We start from the raw sequence: 14504 nt of genomic DNA, 5'->3' as shown, positions 1-14504 counted from the left end.
CGTTGACGGTAGTTCTCGTTGCATCGCGTTAGGTTCCGATATATCGTGATACCTCGTATTGGTCGGCAAGCTTAAGGACAGAAAATGACCAACCCATTCACTTCTCCCGAGGGGCCATTCGGTGGCAGCCCCGGTTTCGGATTCAATTTCGCCCCCGGCCCCGCGGTGGGGCCGGGGCCCGCCTTCGGTGGCCGGCGCGCGCTGCACGAGGCCAGGCGCCAGGCCCGGCGGGAATTCCGCGAGCACCTTCGCGACCACGCCGGCGAGCACTTCGGTGCCGGTTTCGGCCCCGGTTTCGGACCGGGTTTCGGTCCCGGCTTCGGCCCGGGATTCGGCTTCGGCCCGGGCGGTCGTCGCGGCGGATGGCGCCGTGGCGGTCCCGGCCGCGGACGCCGCGGCGACGTGCGGGCGGCCATCCTGGCGCTGCTGGCCGAGCGGCCGATGCACGGCTACGAAATGATTCAGCAGATCTCCGAGCGCAGCAACGGGATCTGGCGGCCCAGTCCCGGGTCGGTGTATCCGACGCTGCAGCTGCTCGACGACGAAGGCCTGATCGTCGCGGGCGAAACCGCAGGCAGCAAAAAGCTTTTCGAGCTCACTGACGAGGGCCGCGCGGCGGCCGAGAAGATCGAGACCCCACCGTGGGACGAGATCGCCGAGGGCGCCGACCCCGGGCACGTCAGTCTGCGAGCGTCCATGGGCCAATTGTTCGGTGCCGTCGCGCAATCCGCGCACACCGCCACCGCCGAGCAGCAGCAGCGCATCGTCGAGATCCTCAACAACGCCCGCCGCGAGGTCTACGGCATCCTCGGCGAGGACTGACCTTGCCGGCCGCGAGCGCCCGCAAATGTACAGCCGCATCGGCGTGTCTATGCACAAACACGGACGCTCGCGGCTAAGAGGTATCCACCCAGTCCAGGGTCCGCTGCACCGCCTTGCGCCAGCCGGCGTATCCCGCGGCGCGCTGGTCGTCGTCCCAGGTCGGCGTCCAGCGCTTGTCCTCTTTCCAGTTGGCCCGCAGCTCGGACGGATCCGTCCAGAACCCCACCGCCAAACCCGCCGCGTAGGCCGCGCCGAGGGCGGTGGTCTCGGCGACCACCGGCCGGACCACGTCCACGCCCAGCACGTCGGCCTGGATCTGCATACACAGATCATTGCCGGTGATTCCGCCGTCGACCTTCAGAATCTCAAGGCGCACACCGGAATCTGCCTTCATCGCGTCCACCACATCGCGGCTCTGGTAACAGATCGCCTCCAGCGTTGCGCGCGCCAGGTGTGCGTTGGTGTTGAACCGCGACAGCCCCACGATCGCGCCGCGGGCGTCGGATCGCCAGTACGGCGCGAACAACCCGGAAAACGCCGGGACGAAATACACCCCGCCGTTGTCGGCGACCTGGCGGGCCAGCGACTCGCTTTGCGCGGCGCCGCTGATGATGCCCAGCTGATCGCGCAACCACTGCACCGCCGAACCGGTGACCGCGATCGAACCCTCGAGCGCGTACACGGGTTTGGCGTCGCCGAACTGATAACACACGGTGGTCAGCAGGCCGTTGTCCGACCGCACGATGCTCTCGCCGGTATTGAGTAGCAGGAAATTGCCGGTGCCGTAGGTGTTTTTGGCTTCCCCCTCGGCCAGGCACACCTGGCCGACCATCGCCGCGTGCTGATCGCCCAGGACGCCGGTGATCGGCACCTCGCCGCTCAGCGGCCCGGTCTCCCGCGTCACCCCGTAGGGCTGCACAGGCGACGACGACGCGATCGCCGGCAACATCGCGCGCGGGACGGAGAAAAACGACAGGAGCTCGTCGTCCCAGTCCAGCGTTTCCAGGTTCATCAGCATGGTCCGGCTGGCGTTGGTGACGTCGGTGACGTGTGCGCCGCCGCGCGGGCCACCCGTGAGATTCCACACGACCCAGGTGTCGGCGGTGCCGAACAGGGCGTCGCCGCTGTCGGCGGCCTCGCGCACCCCCTCGACGTTGTCGAGGATCCACTGCAGCTTGCCGCCGGAGAAGTAGGTGGCCGGCGGGAGCCCGGCCTTGCGGCGGATCACCTCGCCGCGGCCGTCGCGGTCGAGCGCCGAGGCGATCCGGTCGGTGCGGGTGTCCTGCCACACGATCGCGTTGTAATACGGCCGGCCGGTGCGCTTGTCCCACACCAGCGTGGTTTCTCGCTGGTTCGTGATACCCAGGCCGGCAAGGTCTTTCGACGACAGCCTCGCCCGGTTCAGCACGGAGGTCAGCACCGAGGAGGTGCGCTCCCAGATTTCGACCGGGTCATGTTCGACCCAGCCGGCGCGGGGCAGGATCTGCTCGTGCTCGAGCTGATGGCGGGCCACTTCGGCGCCGTCGTGATCGAAAATCATGCAGCGGGTGCTGGTGGTGCCCTGGTCGATCGCTGCTACGAATTCGGGGGCCAACTGCTCTCCTCGGAGGTGACGTCCGGCGCTGCGGACAATCGTCGCACTTGCACAACCGACCGTAACCCTGTTCCATCGGCGTTGTGGGCGAAGAAGTCAAGCGCACCACGTACGACCGCGCGCAGCGGCAGGAATACCGGCGCAAGGTGCGGCTGTGCCTGGACGTCTTCGAGACGATGCTCGCCCAGTCACGCTTCGATTCCGACCGGCCGCTCACCGGCATGGAGATCGAATGCAACCTCGTCGACTCCGACTACCGGCCGGCCAAATCGAACCGCTCGGTGCTCGAGGCCATTGCCGACCCCGCCTACCAGACCGAATTAGGCGCCTACAACATCGAATTCAACGTGCCGCCCCGCCCGCTGCCCGGGCACACCGGGCTGGACCTGGAGGCCGAGGTGCGCGCCAGCCTGAACGACGCCGAGACCAAGGCCAATTCCGGCGGGTCCCACATCGTGATGATCGGCATCCTGCCGACACTGATGCCCGAGGATCTCGACGACGGCTGGATGAGCGAGTCGACGCGGTATGCCGCCCTCAACGACTCGATCTTTTCCGCTCGCGGCGAGGACATCCCGATCAACATCACCGGCCCGGAGCCGCTGAGTTGGCACGCCGCAACGATCGCACCCGAATCCGCCTGCACCAGCATGCAATTGCACCTGCAGCTCGCGCCCGCGGAGTTCGCCGCCAACTGGAACGCGGCCCAGGTGTTCGCGGGCCCGCAGTTGGCGCTGGCCGCCAACTCCCCGTACTTCTTCGGCCATCGGCTGTGGGCGGAGACCCGTATCGAGCTGTTCGCGCAATCCACCGACACCCGCCCCGAGGAACTCAAGACCCAGGGCGTGCGGCCGCGGGTCTGGTTCGGCGAGCGCTGGATCACGTCCGTGCTCGACCTGTTCACGGAGAACCTCCGCTACTTCCCGTCCCTGCTGCCCGAGGTATCCGACGAAGACCCCGCCGCCGAGCTGGCCGCCGGGCGCACGCCGCAGCTCGCCGAGCTGCGCCTGCACAACGGCACGGTGTACCGGTGGAACCGGCCGGTGTACGACGTGTTCGACGACCGCCCACACCTGCGGCTGGAGAACCGGGTGCTGCCCGCCGGGCCGACGGTCATCGACATGCTGGCGAATGCCGCCTTCTACTACGGCGTGCTGCGCAGCCTGTCCGAGCAGCAGCACCCGCTATGGAACAGGATGGATTTCGTTGTGGCGGAGGCGAATTTCCTCGAGGCCGCCCGCCATGGCATCGAGGCCCGGCTGCATTGGCCCGGGTTGGGTGAGGTGGCGGCCCGGGAACTGGTCCTCGACACGCTGCTGCCGATCGCCGAGGACGGCCTACGCCGCTGGGGCGTCGACGCCGAGGTGCGCGAGCGCTTCCTCGGTGTCATCGAGGGCCGCGCCAGGGCCGGCCGCAACGGCGCCAGCTGGCAGGTGTCCACCGTGCGTACGCTGGAGGACGGCGGCATGAGCCGTCCCGCGGCGCTGGCCGAGATGCTGCGCCGGTACTGCGAACACATGCACACCAACGAACCGGTGCACACCTGGGATCGGTGACAGCGAAAGGGAGCGAGGACCCGAATTGCCGCCCGAAATCATGGACTGGGACAGCGCCTACCGCGAAGAGGGCGAGTTCGAGGGCCCGCCGCCGTGGAACATCGGTGAGCCGCAGCCGGAATTGGCGGCGCTGATCGCCGACGGCAAGTTCCGCAGCGATGTCCTGGACGCCGGATGCGGGTTCGCCGAGCTGTCACTGGCGCTCGCCGCGCAGGGCTACACCGTGGTCGGCATCGATCTCACGCCGACGGCCGTCGCGGCCGCGACGCGGGCGGCCGCCGAGCGCGGCCTGACCACGGCCGGCTTCGCGCAGGCCGACATCACCGATTTCGACGCCTACCCAACGGGATCCGACGGCCGATTCAACACCGTGGTCGACAGCACGCTGTTCCATTCGCTGCCGGTGGAGGGCCGCGACGGCTACCTGCGCTCGATCCACCGCGCGGCGGCCCCCGGGGCCGACTACTTCGTGCTGGTGTTCGCCAAGGGTGCGTTCCCCGCGGAGTGGGACACCAAGCCGAACGAGGTCGACGAGGACGAGCTGCGCGCCGCGGTGGGCAAGTACTGGGAGATCGACGAGATCCGGCCCGCGTTCATCCACGCGAACATTCCCCCGGTTGCAGATGCGCCGTTCGAATTTCCGCAACACGACCGCGACGACAAGGGCCGGATGAAGTTGCCGGCCTACCTGCTCACGGCGCGCAAGGCCTAGCTCGTCGCGGCCGTGGCGGCGATCAACGCCTCGGCAAAGGTCTCCAGGTCACCGGCGGTGGTGTCGACGTGGGGCGAGATCCGCAGCAGCGGGCCCGTCAGTTCCAGCGGCGCCCGCGGCGGCCCGACGAAGGTGGTCACGATCCGTCGCTCGGCGAGCAGCCAGTCCCGCACCGCCTGCGGATCGGCGCCGTCGACCGGCGCCAGCGTGGTGATCGCGCTCGGCTCGTCGACCTCTTCGACCACCGCCCAGCCGGGCACGTCGGCCAACGTGGCGCGGCTGAGACCGCCCAGCTCGGCCAGGCGCGCGCGCACCGCCTCGGATCCGTACGCCAGGTACTCACCCAGCGCCAGCGAAAACCCCACGCGTGCAGCGATATTGGCCTCACCGAACTCGAGTTGCCGGGCCACCGCCACCGACGCCATCCACTCCGGTGCCGCGAGCCGCGGCCGCAACCGTTCCAGCAGCTCCGGGCGCGCCGCGAGGAAGCCGACCCCGCGCGGGCCGGCGATCCACTTGCGCGACGAGGCATAGGTGACGTCGGCGCCCACTGCGCAGTCCACGTGTCCCAGCGCCTGGGCGGCGTCCACGACCAGCGGCACGCCCAGTTGGCGGCACAGTTCGGCGAGCATCGGCAGCGGTTGCACGACGCCGCTGTGGCTGCCCACGGCGGTCAGGTGCACCAGATCGGGCGGCTCGTTCTCCAGCGCGAACGCGGCGTCGTCGAGCGCGAGCCGGCCGTCGCCCATGGCCGGCAGCAGCCGTCGCTCGAATCCGTGGGCGGACATCACGGCCAGGTTGGGGCCGTATTCCCCGGGCAGGCAGGCCAGCGTCCGTTGCTCCGCCGGCCAGGCGCCCAGCAGCAGGTCCAACGCGTTCAGCGAGCCGGTGGTGAAGACCACTTCGCCGTCGGGCACGCCGCTCAGGGCGGCGGCCGCGACGCGCCCGGCGTCGAGCATCGGCGCGGCCGCCTCGGCCGCGACATACCCGCCGATTTCGGCCTCGTTGCGCGCGTGCTGGGCGGCGGCGTCGATGACCGCGAGGCTCTGCCGCGAGCACGCCGCGCTGTCCAGGTGCAGCCCCGCCACCGGCGGTCGGGCCGCGCGCCACCGGCGGGCCAGCGAACCGCCGAGGGTCACTTCACGGCCAGCGACAGGCCGAAGTCGCCCGCGCGGTCGGTCCACCACCGCTGGCGGCGCAGTCCCGCGGCGGCCAGCTCGGCGCTCACGCCGTCCGGGCGGAACTTGCACGACACCTCGGTGAGCATCTCCTCGCCGTCGGCGAAATCGACGGCCAGGCCGAGCGCGCCGACGCGTACCCGCTGGCGCCCGCCGGCCCGCAGCCACATCTCGATGCGTTCCTCGTCGGCGTTCCAGCGCGCGACGTGCTGGTACGCCTCGACGTCGAAGTCGGCGCCGAGTTGCCGGTTGATGACCGCGAGCACGTTGCGGTTGAACCGGGCCGTCACCCCGGCGGCGTCGTCGTAGGCGCGGACCAGCCGACCGGTGTCCTTGACCAGGTCGGTGCCCAGCAACAGGCTGTCGCCCGCCCGCATCACGCTGGCCAGCGTCGAGAGGAATTGCGCGCGCGGCGCGGGCGTGAGGTTACCGATCGTCGACCCCAGGAAGACGAACAGCCGCCGCCCGCCGCCGGGGATCTCGGTCAGGTGTTCCTCGAAATCCCCACAGACGGCGTCGATTTGGACGCCCGGGTATTCGCGCTGGACGGCGGTCGCTGTCGCCGATAACACGCTGGCGTCGACGTCGAACGGCACGAATCCGCGCAGCGAGCCGCGGCCGCGCAGCGCGTCCAGCAGGCGCCGGGTCTTCTCCGACGTTCCGGCGCCCAGCTCGACGAGCGTGTCGGCCTCGCTTGCCGAGGCGATTTCGTCCGACCGCTCGCGCAGGATCTCGGCCTCGGCGCGCGTCGGGTAGTACTCGGGCAACCGGGTGATCTGGTCGAACAGATCGCTGCCCACCGAATCGTAGAACCACTTGGGCGGCAACGACTTCGGCGTCTGCTGCAGGCCGTCGAGCACGTCGCGCCGCAAGGCCTGTTCAGCCGAGTCGGCGGCCAGGTGGTTGGACAGCGTCAGCGTCATCGAAATCCTTTCCGGTGCTACGGCAAATTCAACGGGACTATCGAGACACCATCGGCGCCCACCTCGACGAGGTGGCGGTCGGGCACGTCGTCCCAGCCCGGCGCGTCGTCGTAGGGCTCGCTGGCCAGCACCACACCGTCGTCGCGGCGCAGGATGGACAGGGTGTCACCCCAGGTGGTCGCGAGCAGCCGAGAACCGTTGGCGGCCAACACATTGAGCCGCGCCAGCGGGTCGGCCGTCCCGACCTCGGCGATGGTGTCGCCCAGCGCGTCGAGTCCGCGCTCGAAGACCACGGCCGCGAGGATGGCGCTGTCGCACACGGATTCGGCCGACACGGCGGCCGGCAACACTGTGCGGTCGACGATGCCGTTGTGCGACAACAGCCATCGCCCGTCGGTGAACGGGGCGGTCGCGCTGGCCTCGATCGGCATACCCACGGTCGCCGAGCGCACCGCGGCCACCACGCAGTGGCTGCGCAGCGCCGGCGCGACCGAGGCGAACGACACGTCGCCCCACAGCGGCGCGGGGCTGCGCCACCGCCGCGGCACGTCGCCTTGCGAAGAGCGATGGAAAAAGCCGACGCCCCAACCGTCGGCGTTCATCAGGCCGTGCTTCTGGCGGCGCGGGGCGTAGGACTGCACCCGCAGACCGCACGGCGGGTCCAGCACCAGCGAGGAGACGCTCACGTCGGCGCCGAGCCAGCCCAGGTGGCGACACATCAGTCGGTCACGTCCCACGCCAGGCGGACTCCGGAGAAGATCTGGCGCCGCACCGGATGATCCCAGTTGCGGAAGCTGGGCCGCAGGATCCCGGGCTCCACCGCCCACGACCCGCCGCGCAGCACCCGGTAGTCGCCGTCGAAGAACGGCTGCGAGTAGCGGTCGTAGATCATCGGGACGAAACCCGGCCAGGGGCGCAGCGGCGAGGCGGTCCACTCCCACACGTCGCCCAGCATCTGCTCGACGCCGTAGGCCGACGCACCGGCCGGGTACGCCCCGACGGGCGCGGGGCGCAACGCGCCGCCGCCCAGGTTGGCCAACGCGGGCGACGGATCCTGCGCCCCCCATGGGTAACGGCGCCGGGCGCCGGCCGCCGGGTCCCACGCGCAAGCCTTCTCCCATTCGATCTCGGTGGGCAGCCGCGCGCCGGCCCAGGCCGCGTACGCCTCGGCCTCGAAGTAGCTGACGTGCTGCACGGGCTCGTCGGTGGGGATGTCCTCGATGCGGCCGAACCGGGAGCGGGTGCGCGCGTCGGCGCTCCAAAAATGCGGTCCGCGCAGGGCCGCGCCCTGGCGGTGCCGCCAGCCGCGCGGCGACCACCAGCGCGGAACGTCGTAGCCCCCGTCGTCGACGAACTGTTGCCACTCGCCGTTGGTGACGGGCACCCGGCCGATCCGGAAGGCCGGGACGTCGACGACGTGAGCGGGGCGTTCGTTGTCGAGCGAGTACGGTTCGCTCGATGCGTCGACGCCCAGGACGAACGGGCCCCCGGGGATCAGCACCGAGGTCCCCGCCAGCCCCGGCCGGCCGGGGGGCGGCGCCGGGTCGTCGCGCAGCACCGGCGCGCCGGTGCGCAGGTTCAGGGCCTGCAACATGGTTTCGTCGTGCTGGTTTTCGTGGCTGACCACCATGCCGAAGGCGAACTCCGCCCGCTCGCCGGCCGGGTCGTCGGGCAGCGCGTCCAGGGCGTCCAGCGCCGCCGACCGCACGGTCCGGCAGTACGACCGCGCCCGGTCGGGGGACAGCAGCGGCAGGTCGACCCGGCTGGCCCGGGAGTGCTCGAACGCGTCGTAGAGGCCCTCGACGGCCGGGGGCAGCATGCCGGGGCGGGTCGGATCACCGCCGCGCAGCAGCCAGAACTCCTCCTGCTGACCGATGTGCGCCAGGTCCCACACCAGCGGGCTCATCAACGGGTCGTACTGCCGCCGCAGTTCGGCGTCGTCGAAGTCGACCAACCGCAGCGTCCGGTCCCGCGCCCGCACCAGATCGTCGGCGAGGCCCTGCCGGCATGACGATCGCAAGCGCGGCGCAGCCGGGCGCTGCGGGTCGGAATAATCAGCGGAAGTCACAGGCCACCTTGCGCGAGCCGCGCAACGACGGGCGCGAGCCCGTGCTCGATGACCCGGTCGGAGAAGTCGTCGCCGGGACATCGGCCCTGCTCCACGGCGCTGACGAGTAGCCGCATCGGCGCGGCCAGCTCGGCCGGTGCCCGCTCGGCGGCGACGGCCACACACGTGTTGGCCGCCTCGTAGAGGCGCCGGTCGCGCAGGCCGGCGCGGGCCGCGGTGTCCCAGGCGGTGGCCACCGGCTCGACGGCCGCGGCCGCGAGATCGGCGGCGACCGGGTCGTCGAGGAGCGCGACCAGCGTGAACACCACGGCGGGCCACAGCGGTTCCGGCACGCTGTCGAGGTAGCGGATCTCCAGCCACTGCCTCGGGCGCACCGGCGGGAACAGGGTGGTCAGGTGGTATTCCAGGTCGGCGACGGTGGGGCGCCGGCCGCCGAGCAACACCCGGCCGTCGACCCAGTCGGCGAAGGGCACCCACCGCGTGACCGCCGTGAGTTCCGAGGCGTCTCGCACCAGCATCACCGGGGCCTTGAGCGCGTAGCGCGCCCAGTCGGTGCCCGGGTCGTCGCCGCTGGCGCCCAGGATCGGCCCGCAGCGGGCCGAGTCCATGTCGCCCCAGACCCGCTGCCGCGTGGAGGCCCAGCCGGTGAACCCGCCGAGCAGCATCGGCGAGTTGGCGGCGATCGCGATCATGGTGGGACCCAGGGCGTGGGCCAGCCGGACCCGCGCGGCCCAGCCGGTCCGGGGCCCCGCGTCCAGGTTCACCTGGATCGATGCGGTGGACGTCATCATCGCCGCGCCCGCCTCCCCGGACCGGCTGGTGGCGAAGAACTGTTCCATGGCGCGGTAGCGCGGGCCGGGGTTGATGCGCTGCGGCGGCCGCAGCGGGTCCGCCCCGAGGAAGACCAGGCCCAGCCCGGCGTCGGCGAAACCCGCCCTCAGCACGGCCTGATCGCCACGCATCTCCTCGACGGCGGCCACCACGCCCTCGGCGGGCGGCCCGGACAGTTCGACGGCGCCGCCGGGTTCTACGGTGACCCTGCTGCCGCCGGGGAGGGCGGGGAGCCGCTCGAGGACGCCGCTGATTTCGGCCCAGCTGGGCCTGCGGCACGGGTGGGCCGGGTCGTGGCAGTGTCCTTCCAGCTCCAGGCCGACGCGCCGCACCGCGCCGTCCGTCAGGCAGCCTTCGGCGATGTATTCCGCTGCGGCGGCGGAGTCGGCCAATTCCGTTTGGGCGGCGCTGACCCCGGCGGACGTCATATCACGACTCCTTCAGGGCCCGACCGTGCCCGAAGTGGCCTGCGGACCGCTTGTTGCGCAGCTAACCGAAAAATAATCGCCACTACTTCATCTTGCAGATCGCCCCGACATATTCCCGTCCTGCGGGACTTCGCGTGCACGGCCCACCCGAGTAGCCGGATCCACGCTACTGGCCCAGCGCGTTCTGCATCGCCCCGGCCAGGACGCTGACCGCGGGGCCGGCGTTGCCAGACTGGCAGACCTTCGCCTGCAGCAACACGTTTTCACGCAGCCTGGTTTGATCGAAACACCGCCGGTCGGTGCCCGCTTCCTGCTTGGTCCAATTCGCATCGGTGGCTGTCGCCGGACCGCCGTCGAAGGACCAGACCTGGGTGATCCCGTTGTCCAGGCGCATCGCGGTCGTCTGCCCCGAGCAGCCGACGGTCCGGTCCACGACGCGATGGAAGGCCCTGCCCGCGGCGTCGTCGTTGGCGAAAACCCCGACGGCCTGCTTGACGAAGTGGGTCTGGTCGCTGGGGGACGTCTGGGTGCTCGCCCCGTTGAACGACGCCAGGTCAGGGTCGTCGAACACCTCGGGCAGCCCGATGTCCGCCCAGTTGTTGCACGCCGGCACATCGACCGAAAAGCTCTGGACCGGCTGGGTGAACACCGACTCCCAGCCCATCGGCCCGCCGACGATGTTGCCGACCGATCCCTTGCCGAGCACCGCGTAGTTGACCACCCCCGGCTCCGACGGGTGAGCGGCCGCGACCGGCATGCCTACCGCTCCCCCGACCGCGACCCCGGCGGTCACCACCGCGGCGACGATCCGCATGGTCATGGCTTTCGATCATGCCAGGACGGCCGCTCCTCGGCTCGCCCTAACGACTGGGCCCTCCTGCGGGCTTTCTATGGGCGCGGATTGCCCGGGGTGTTGGGCGCCGGCGCCGGCGGACTGGGCATCGGCGACTCGCCCGGCCCGCCCGGGCCACCCGGACCGAAGCCCGGCGGCGGCGGTCCGAACGGGGCGCCCGGACCGAAGGCCGGCGGCGGCGGGCCGAACGGGCCGACCATCCCCGGACCACCGGGCCCAAACTGCCATGGCCCACCGCCCGGTCCGCCGGGGCCGCCCGGTCCGCCCGGGCCGTTCATCATGCCGTGGTGGTGTTTGTGGTGGCAGTGGTGACCGAAGCCCATGACCATGGCGCCGGCGAAGAAGACGGTGGACAGGATGAAGACGATCCCGGCGACGATCACCACCCACGCGGCGGCCACATAGAGCTTGGGCGGCTTGACGCGCTCGTGCACCGGGGGCGGGGCCGCGGCCCCTGCTGTGGCGGGCGTCGGCTGCGCTGACGGTTCAGGTGTTTGGGTCATGCCTTGCATAGTGCCCCGGCCCGGGGACGCATAACAGACCCGCGCGCCAAATGTTGCTGTGAATTGGCCCATCGGTTGTCACGCGCGATCTCGTCGCACGCCGCAATGCGACAGCCCGGCGCTCGTGCGAGCGCCGGGCTGACAGGGTTGCAGGTTTGACGGTGGAGCCTTACGGCGTCCTGGTCGGAGCGACTGACGACGGAATCTGGCTGGGTCCGGGCGCGCCGGGCGCGACCGCACCGGGTCCGCCTCCACCCTGGTTGACGCCGCCGGGACCACCGGGGCCGCCGAAGCGGTGCGGATGCATCATCATCGGGTGGTGCTTGTGATGGTGGTGGTGGCCGCCGTGATGCCCCAGCGCCATCCCCGTGAAGAAGATGACCGAGATGATGAAGACGATGCCGGCGACGATGGCGACCCAGGCCGCGGCGATGAAGACCCGTGGGGCCTTGTAAGCAACGGGCTCTGCCGCCGCCGGTGCAGGTGCGGTAGGGGTCCGCACGGTTGGGGTGTCAGGTGTTTCACTCATGAGACACATGATGCGGGCGTTACCAATAGTTGTGGCTATGCGCCACTTATGTAGCAGCTATGAGACGAAACCCGGCCTCACCTGGTGAAACCCGGCGCAGCGGACGCCAGTGCGCAATCACGCGGTGCGCGCACATTCGGTGATCAGACCCGAGCCGCCGGCGGCACGTCAATGTGGTTGACCGTGCGCCAGTGGGGCGAGGGTTTGCCAGGGCATGGGCCCTGCATCGTTGTTACCGCTACGGCCGGTCACGCCGGGCCGCGACGGTGCCACGTCGTCGGGTGGCGATGTCATCGTGGGTCGGATTATGTCTGGTGAGTCGTCGCCGATGCTGCGGCGAACTGGATCACCCGGTACGGCGCGCTCGCCCGGGTCCGGGTGTCCCACTGGCTGACGAATATCCGCAGCTCGTCAAGCGTGGAGCCGGGCGAGATGTAGCCCCGCCGCCGCTGCCGGGCGCAGCGACTTTGCTGGCCGAAACGGCTCGGTGCGCGGATTTGCGCGTTAACGTAGCCAACCACACCAGGGAGGTTTGCTTTGAGCCAGCAAGAGACGCAGAGCGGCGAGTATTTCTGGAGCAACCACGAAGCGGACGACGAGCTGACGCGCCTGCGGCTGATCGAGCGGTTCAACGACCCGTCGACCTTTCGCCAGCTCGCCGCGATCGGCGTCGCCGACGGTTGGCAGTGCCTCGAGGTGGGCGCCGGCGCCGGGTCCGTGACGCGCTGGCTGTCGCAACGGGTGGGTGCCAACGGCAAAGTCGTGGCCGCCGACCTCGATGTGCGATTTCTCGGCGGCTTCAGCACCCAAGGCGCCCAAGGCGCCCCAGACGCACGGAACGTCGAGGTCCGCCAGTGTGACGTCACTCAGGACCCCCTCGAGCCGGCATCGTATGACCTCGTCCACGCTCGCTCGGTCCTGACGCATCTGCGCGATCCGGTCGCGGTGCTACACCGCCTGACCGCCGCGCTGCGCCCCGGCGGCTGGCTGATGATCGAAGACACCGACAACGGCACAGTCGAAGCGACCAATCCCGCACACCCCGACGCCGCGGCATTCGACCTCTGCGCCCAGGCGCGTATCCGGTTCCTGCTGGCGGCCGGCGTCATGGACCTGCGCTACGGGCGCACCCTGCCGGCCCACATGGCCGAGTTGGGGCTGACCGACATGGGCAACGAAGCGGTCGCCATGGTCGGGTCCGGACGCAGTCCGATGTCGCAGTTGATGATGCGGTCTTTCCGGCCGATCGATGACACCATGGTCGCCAACGACGTCATCCCGGCGTCCGACGCGGCCGGCGCGCGGCGGGCCTTCGACGACCCGTCGTTCCTCTACCGGGGCGGCTTGGTGGTCGCCGTGTGGGGTCGCAAGCCGGCCTAGGGCCTGAACGGGTTGACCGCGAACTGGATCACCCGGTACGGCGCGCTCGCCCGGGTCCGGGTGTCCCACTGGCTGACGAATATCCGCAGCTCGTCAAGCGTGGAGCCGGGCGAGATGTAGCCGCCGTAGGGCTGGGCAAGCCGGTTGTCGTACGGCGGCGGCAGGCTTTCCGCCGGCTCGGGCCACTCGTCGTGCTGGACCACCGTCGTCACCGGCGCGGCGCCCAGCGACGTGGGGTCATCGGCCACGCGGACCTCCATGTTTCCCGTGCTGGCGTTGAAGTACGACAGCACCGCCTTGCCGTCGATCTGCCTGATGCACATCTCGCCCACCTGGTCCGGCCACAGCGGCGTCGGCGCCTTGTTCCACCCGCCGTCGGGGCCCGCCGCCCAGCCCTGCCACCGCGACCGGTCGGTGAACGTCTGCGGCGTCGCCCGGTACAGCACCACCGGATCGCGCCGCGTGAAGCTGTTGGCCACGACGTACACCCACCCCGTCGGCGAATCTGGGGTGGGGATCGGGTCGTAGTAACCGCTGATCTGCGTCTGCGACCCGCCCTGGTAGGACGCGTCACGCCGGGACCCCGCCACGGTCGGCCAGCCGCCGCGCGCCGCCTCGGGGGCGACGAGGCGCGAGCTCACCGGCGCCAGGTTGCGGGTGGTGGTGACCATCAGGTAGTTGCGTCGGTTGATTTCCACCACCCCGGCGGGCAGCTGCGAGTCCCCCGCCGGCGTGGGGTCGGCCAGCAGCGGTTTGCCGATGCCGGTGACGCCCGTGTAGCGCACCCCGGCGGGGTCGTCGACCGACGCGGTGTCGACGTGCAGCGCCACCGGCGAATACCAGCCGCCGAACCCGACGCCCTGGCCGGCGAAGCTGTCGCCGCACACCTGCAGCAGTTCGGTGGGGAACTCGACGAACTCACACAGGTCGGTCGCGCCGATCCCGTAGTCGCCGGTGGGGGTTCCGGTGCCGGCGGTCGGGCCGATGCGCAGCACCTGGCCTGGCGCCAACGGCTGCAGCACGGGTTCGGGTACCGGCGCGGGAGGGTCGGCGCGTGCAGGCCAAACAGACTGTGGCACAAGCGAACACGCCAGCAGGGCGGTGCAGAGCAGGCGGGCGGAGCGCAC

Annotated in this window: 14 protein-coding genes; 4 read left to right on the top strand and 10 right to left on the bottom strand. The window is 70.6% G+C overall.

The annotated features are described in order from the left end of the window. The first annotated feature begins 84 nt into the window (after nucleotides 1-84). Complete coding sequence (locus AC5Y43_RS20560; RefSeq protein ID WP_499975461.1) at nucleotides 85-822, top strand: PadR family transcriptional regulator; 738 nt, start codon at nucleotides 85-87, stop codon at nucleotides 820-822. Nucleotides 823-895: 73 nt separating this feature from the next. On the opposite strand, the gene glpK is transcribed toward AC5Y43_RS20560, so the two are convergent. After that, a complete protein-coding gene (gene glpK / locus AC5Y43_RS20555; RefSeq protein WP_499975674.1) occupies nucleotides 896-2455 on the bottom strand; it encodes a glycerol kinase GlpK in 1560 nt (519 codons plus the stop codon). Nucleotides 2456-2499: 44 nt separating this feature from the next. On the opposite strand from glpK, the gene AC5Y43_RS20550 reads away from it, so the two are divergent. Continuing rightward, on the top strand, nucleotides 2500-3972 hold the full coding sequence (locus AC5Y43_RS20550; RefSeq protein WP_499975458.1) for a glutamate-cysteine ligase family protein: 1473 nt from the start codon (nucleotides 2500-2502) through the stop codon (nucleotides 3970-3972). Nucleotides 3973-3997: 25 nt separating this feature from the next. Next, on the top strand, nucleotides 3998-4684 hold the full coding sequence (locus AC5Y43_RS20545; RefSeq protein WP_499975456.1) for a class I SAM-dependent methyltransferase: 687 nt from the start codon (nucleotides 3998-4000) through the stop codon (nucleotides 4682-4684). Here AC5Y43_RS20545 and egtE read toward each other — a convergent pair. From egtE to AC5Y43_RS20505, 8 genes are all read right to left on the bottom strand, one after another. Further along, a complete protein-coding gene (gene egtE, locus AC5Y43_RS20540) occupies nucleotides 4681-5823 on the bottom strand; it encodes an ergothioneine biosynthesis PLP-dependent enzyme EgtE (RefSeq protein WP_499975454.1) in 1143 nt (380 codons plus the stop codon). The two genes, AC5Y43_RS20545 and egtE, sit on opposite strands and share 4 nt — an antisense overlap. Beyond that, nucleotides 5820-6785, bottom strand: a complete 966-nt coding sequence (gene egtD, locus AC5Y43_RS20535; protein ID WP_499975452.1) for an L-histidine N(alpha)-methyltransferase — start codon at nucleotides 6783-6785, stop codon at nucleotides 5820-5822. Before egtD ends, egtE begins: the two co-directional genes overlap by 4 nt. A 17-nt stretch (nucleotides 6786-6802) precedes the next feature. Then, a complete protein-coding gene (egtC, locus tag AC5Y43_RS20530; RefSeq protein ID WP_499975450.1) occupies nucleotides 6803-7504 on the bottom strand; it encodes an ergothioneine biosynthesis protein EgtC in 702 nt (233 codons plus the stop codon). After that, nucleotides 7504-8805, bottom strand: coding sequence for an ergothioneine biosynthesis protein EgtB (gene egtB, locus AC5Y43_RS20525; protein ID WP_499975671.1), 1302 nt, complete (start codon nucleotides 8803-8805; stop codon nucleotides 7504-7506). Before egtB ends, egtC begins: the two co-directional genes overlap by 1 nt. A 44-nt stretch (nucleotides 8806-8849) precedes the next feature. Continuing rightward, entirely contained in the window at nucleotides 8850-10112 is a 1263-nt protein-coding gene (egtA, locus tag AC5Y43_RS20520; RefSeq protein ID WP_499975448.1) for an ergothioneine biosynthesis glutamate--cysteine ligase EgtA, read from the bottom strand. Between the two features lie 166 nt (nucleotides 10113-10278). Continuing rightward, nucleotides 10279-10926 (bottom strand): sensor domain-containing protein, encoded by a 648-nt coding sequence (locus tag AC5Y43_RS20515; protein ID WP_499975669.1) that lies wholly within the window; start codon nucleotides 10924-10926, stop codon nucleotides 10279-10281. A gap of 74 nt (nucleotides 10927-11000) precedes the next feature. Beyond that, nucleotides 11001-11468 (bottom strand): hypothetical protein, encoded by a 468-nt coding sequence (locus AC5Y43_RS20510; protein WP_499975447.1) that lies wholly within the window; start codon nucleotides 11466-11468, stop codon nucleotides 11001-11003. 169 nt (nucleotides 11469-11637) lie between these two features. Continuing rightward, nucleotides 11638-11997: a hypothetical protein gene (locus tag AC5Y43_RS20505; protein ID WP_499975445.1), complete on the bottom strand. Its 360-nt coding sequence runs from the start codon at nucleotides 11995-11997 to the stop codon at nucleotides 11638-11640. Nucleotides 11998-12534: 537 nt separating this feature from the next. Here AC5Y43_RS20505 and AC5Y43_RS20500 point away from each other — a divergent pair. Further along, complete coding sequence (locus tag AC5Y43_RS20500; protein WP_499975443.1) at nucleotides 12535-13377, top strand: class I SAM-dependent methyltransferase; 843 nt, start codon at nucleotides 12535-12537, stop codon at nucleotides 13375-13377. On the opposite strand, the gene AC5Y43_RS20495 is transcribed toward AC5Y43_RS20500, so the two are convergent. Continuing rightward, a complete protein-coding gene (locus AC5Y43_RS20495) occupies nucleotides 13374-14504 on the bottom strand; it encodes a DUF4185 domain-containing protein (protein ID WP_499975666.1) in 1131 nt (376 codons plus the stop codon). The genes AC5Y43_RS20500 and AC5Y43_RS20495 overlap by 4 nt on opposite strands.

It is taken from the genome of Mycobacterium sp. NGS57 (assembly GCF_059812405.1).
This window is presented reverse-complemented; position numbering and strand designations above follow the sequence as displayed.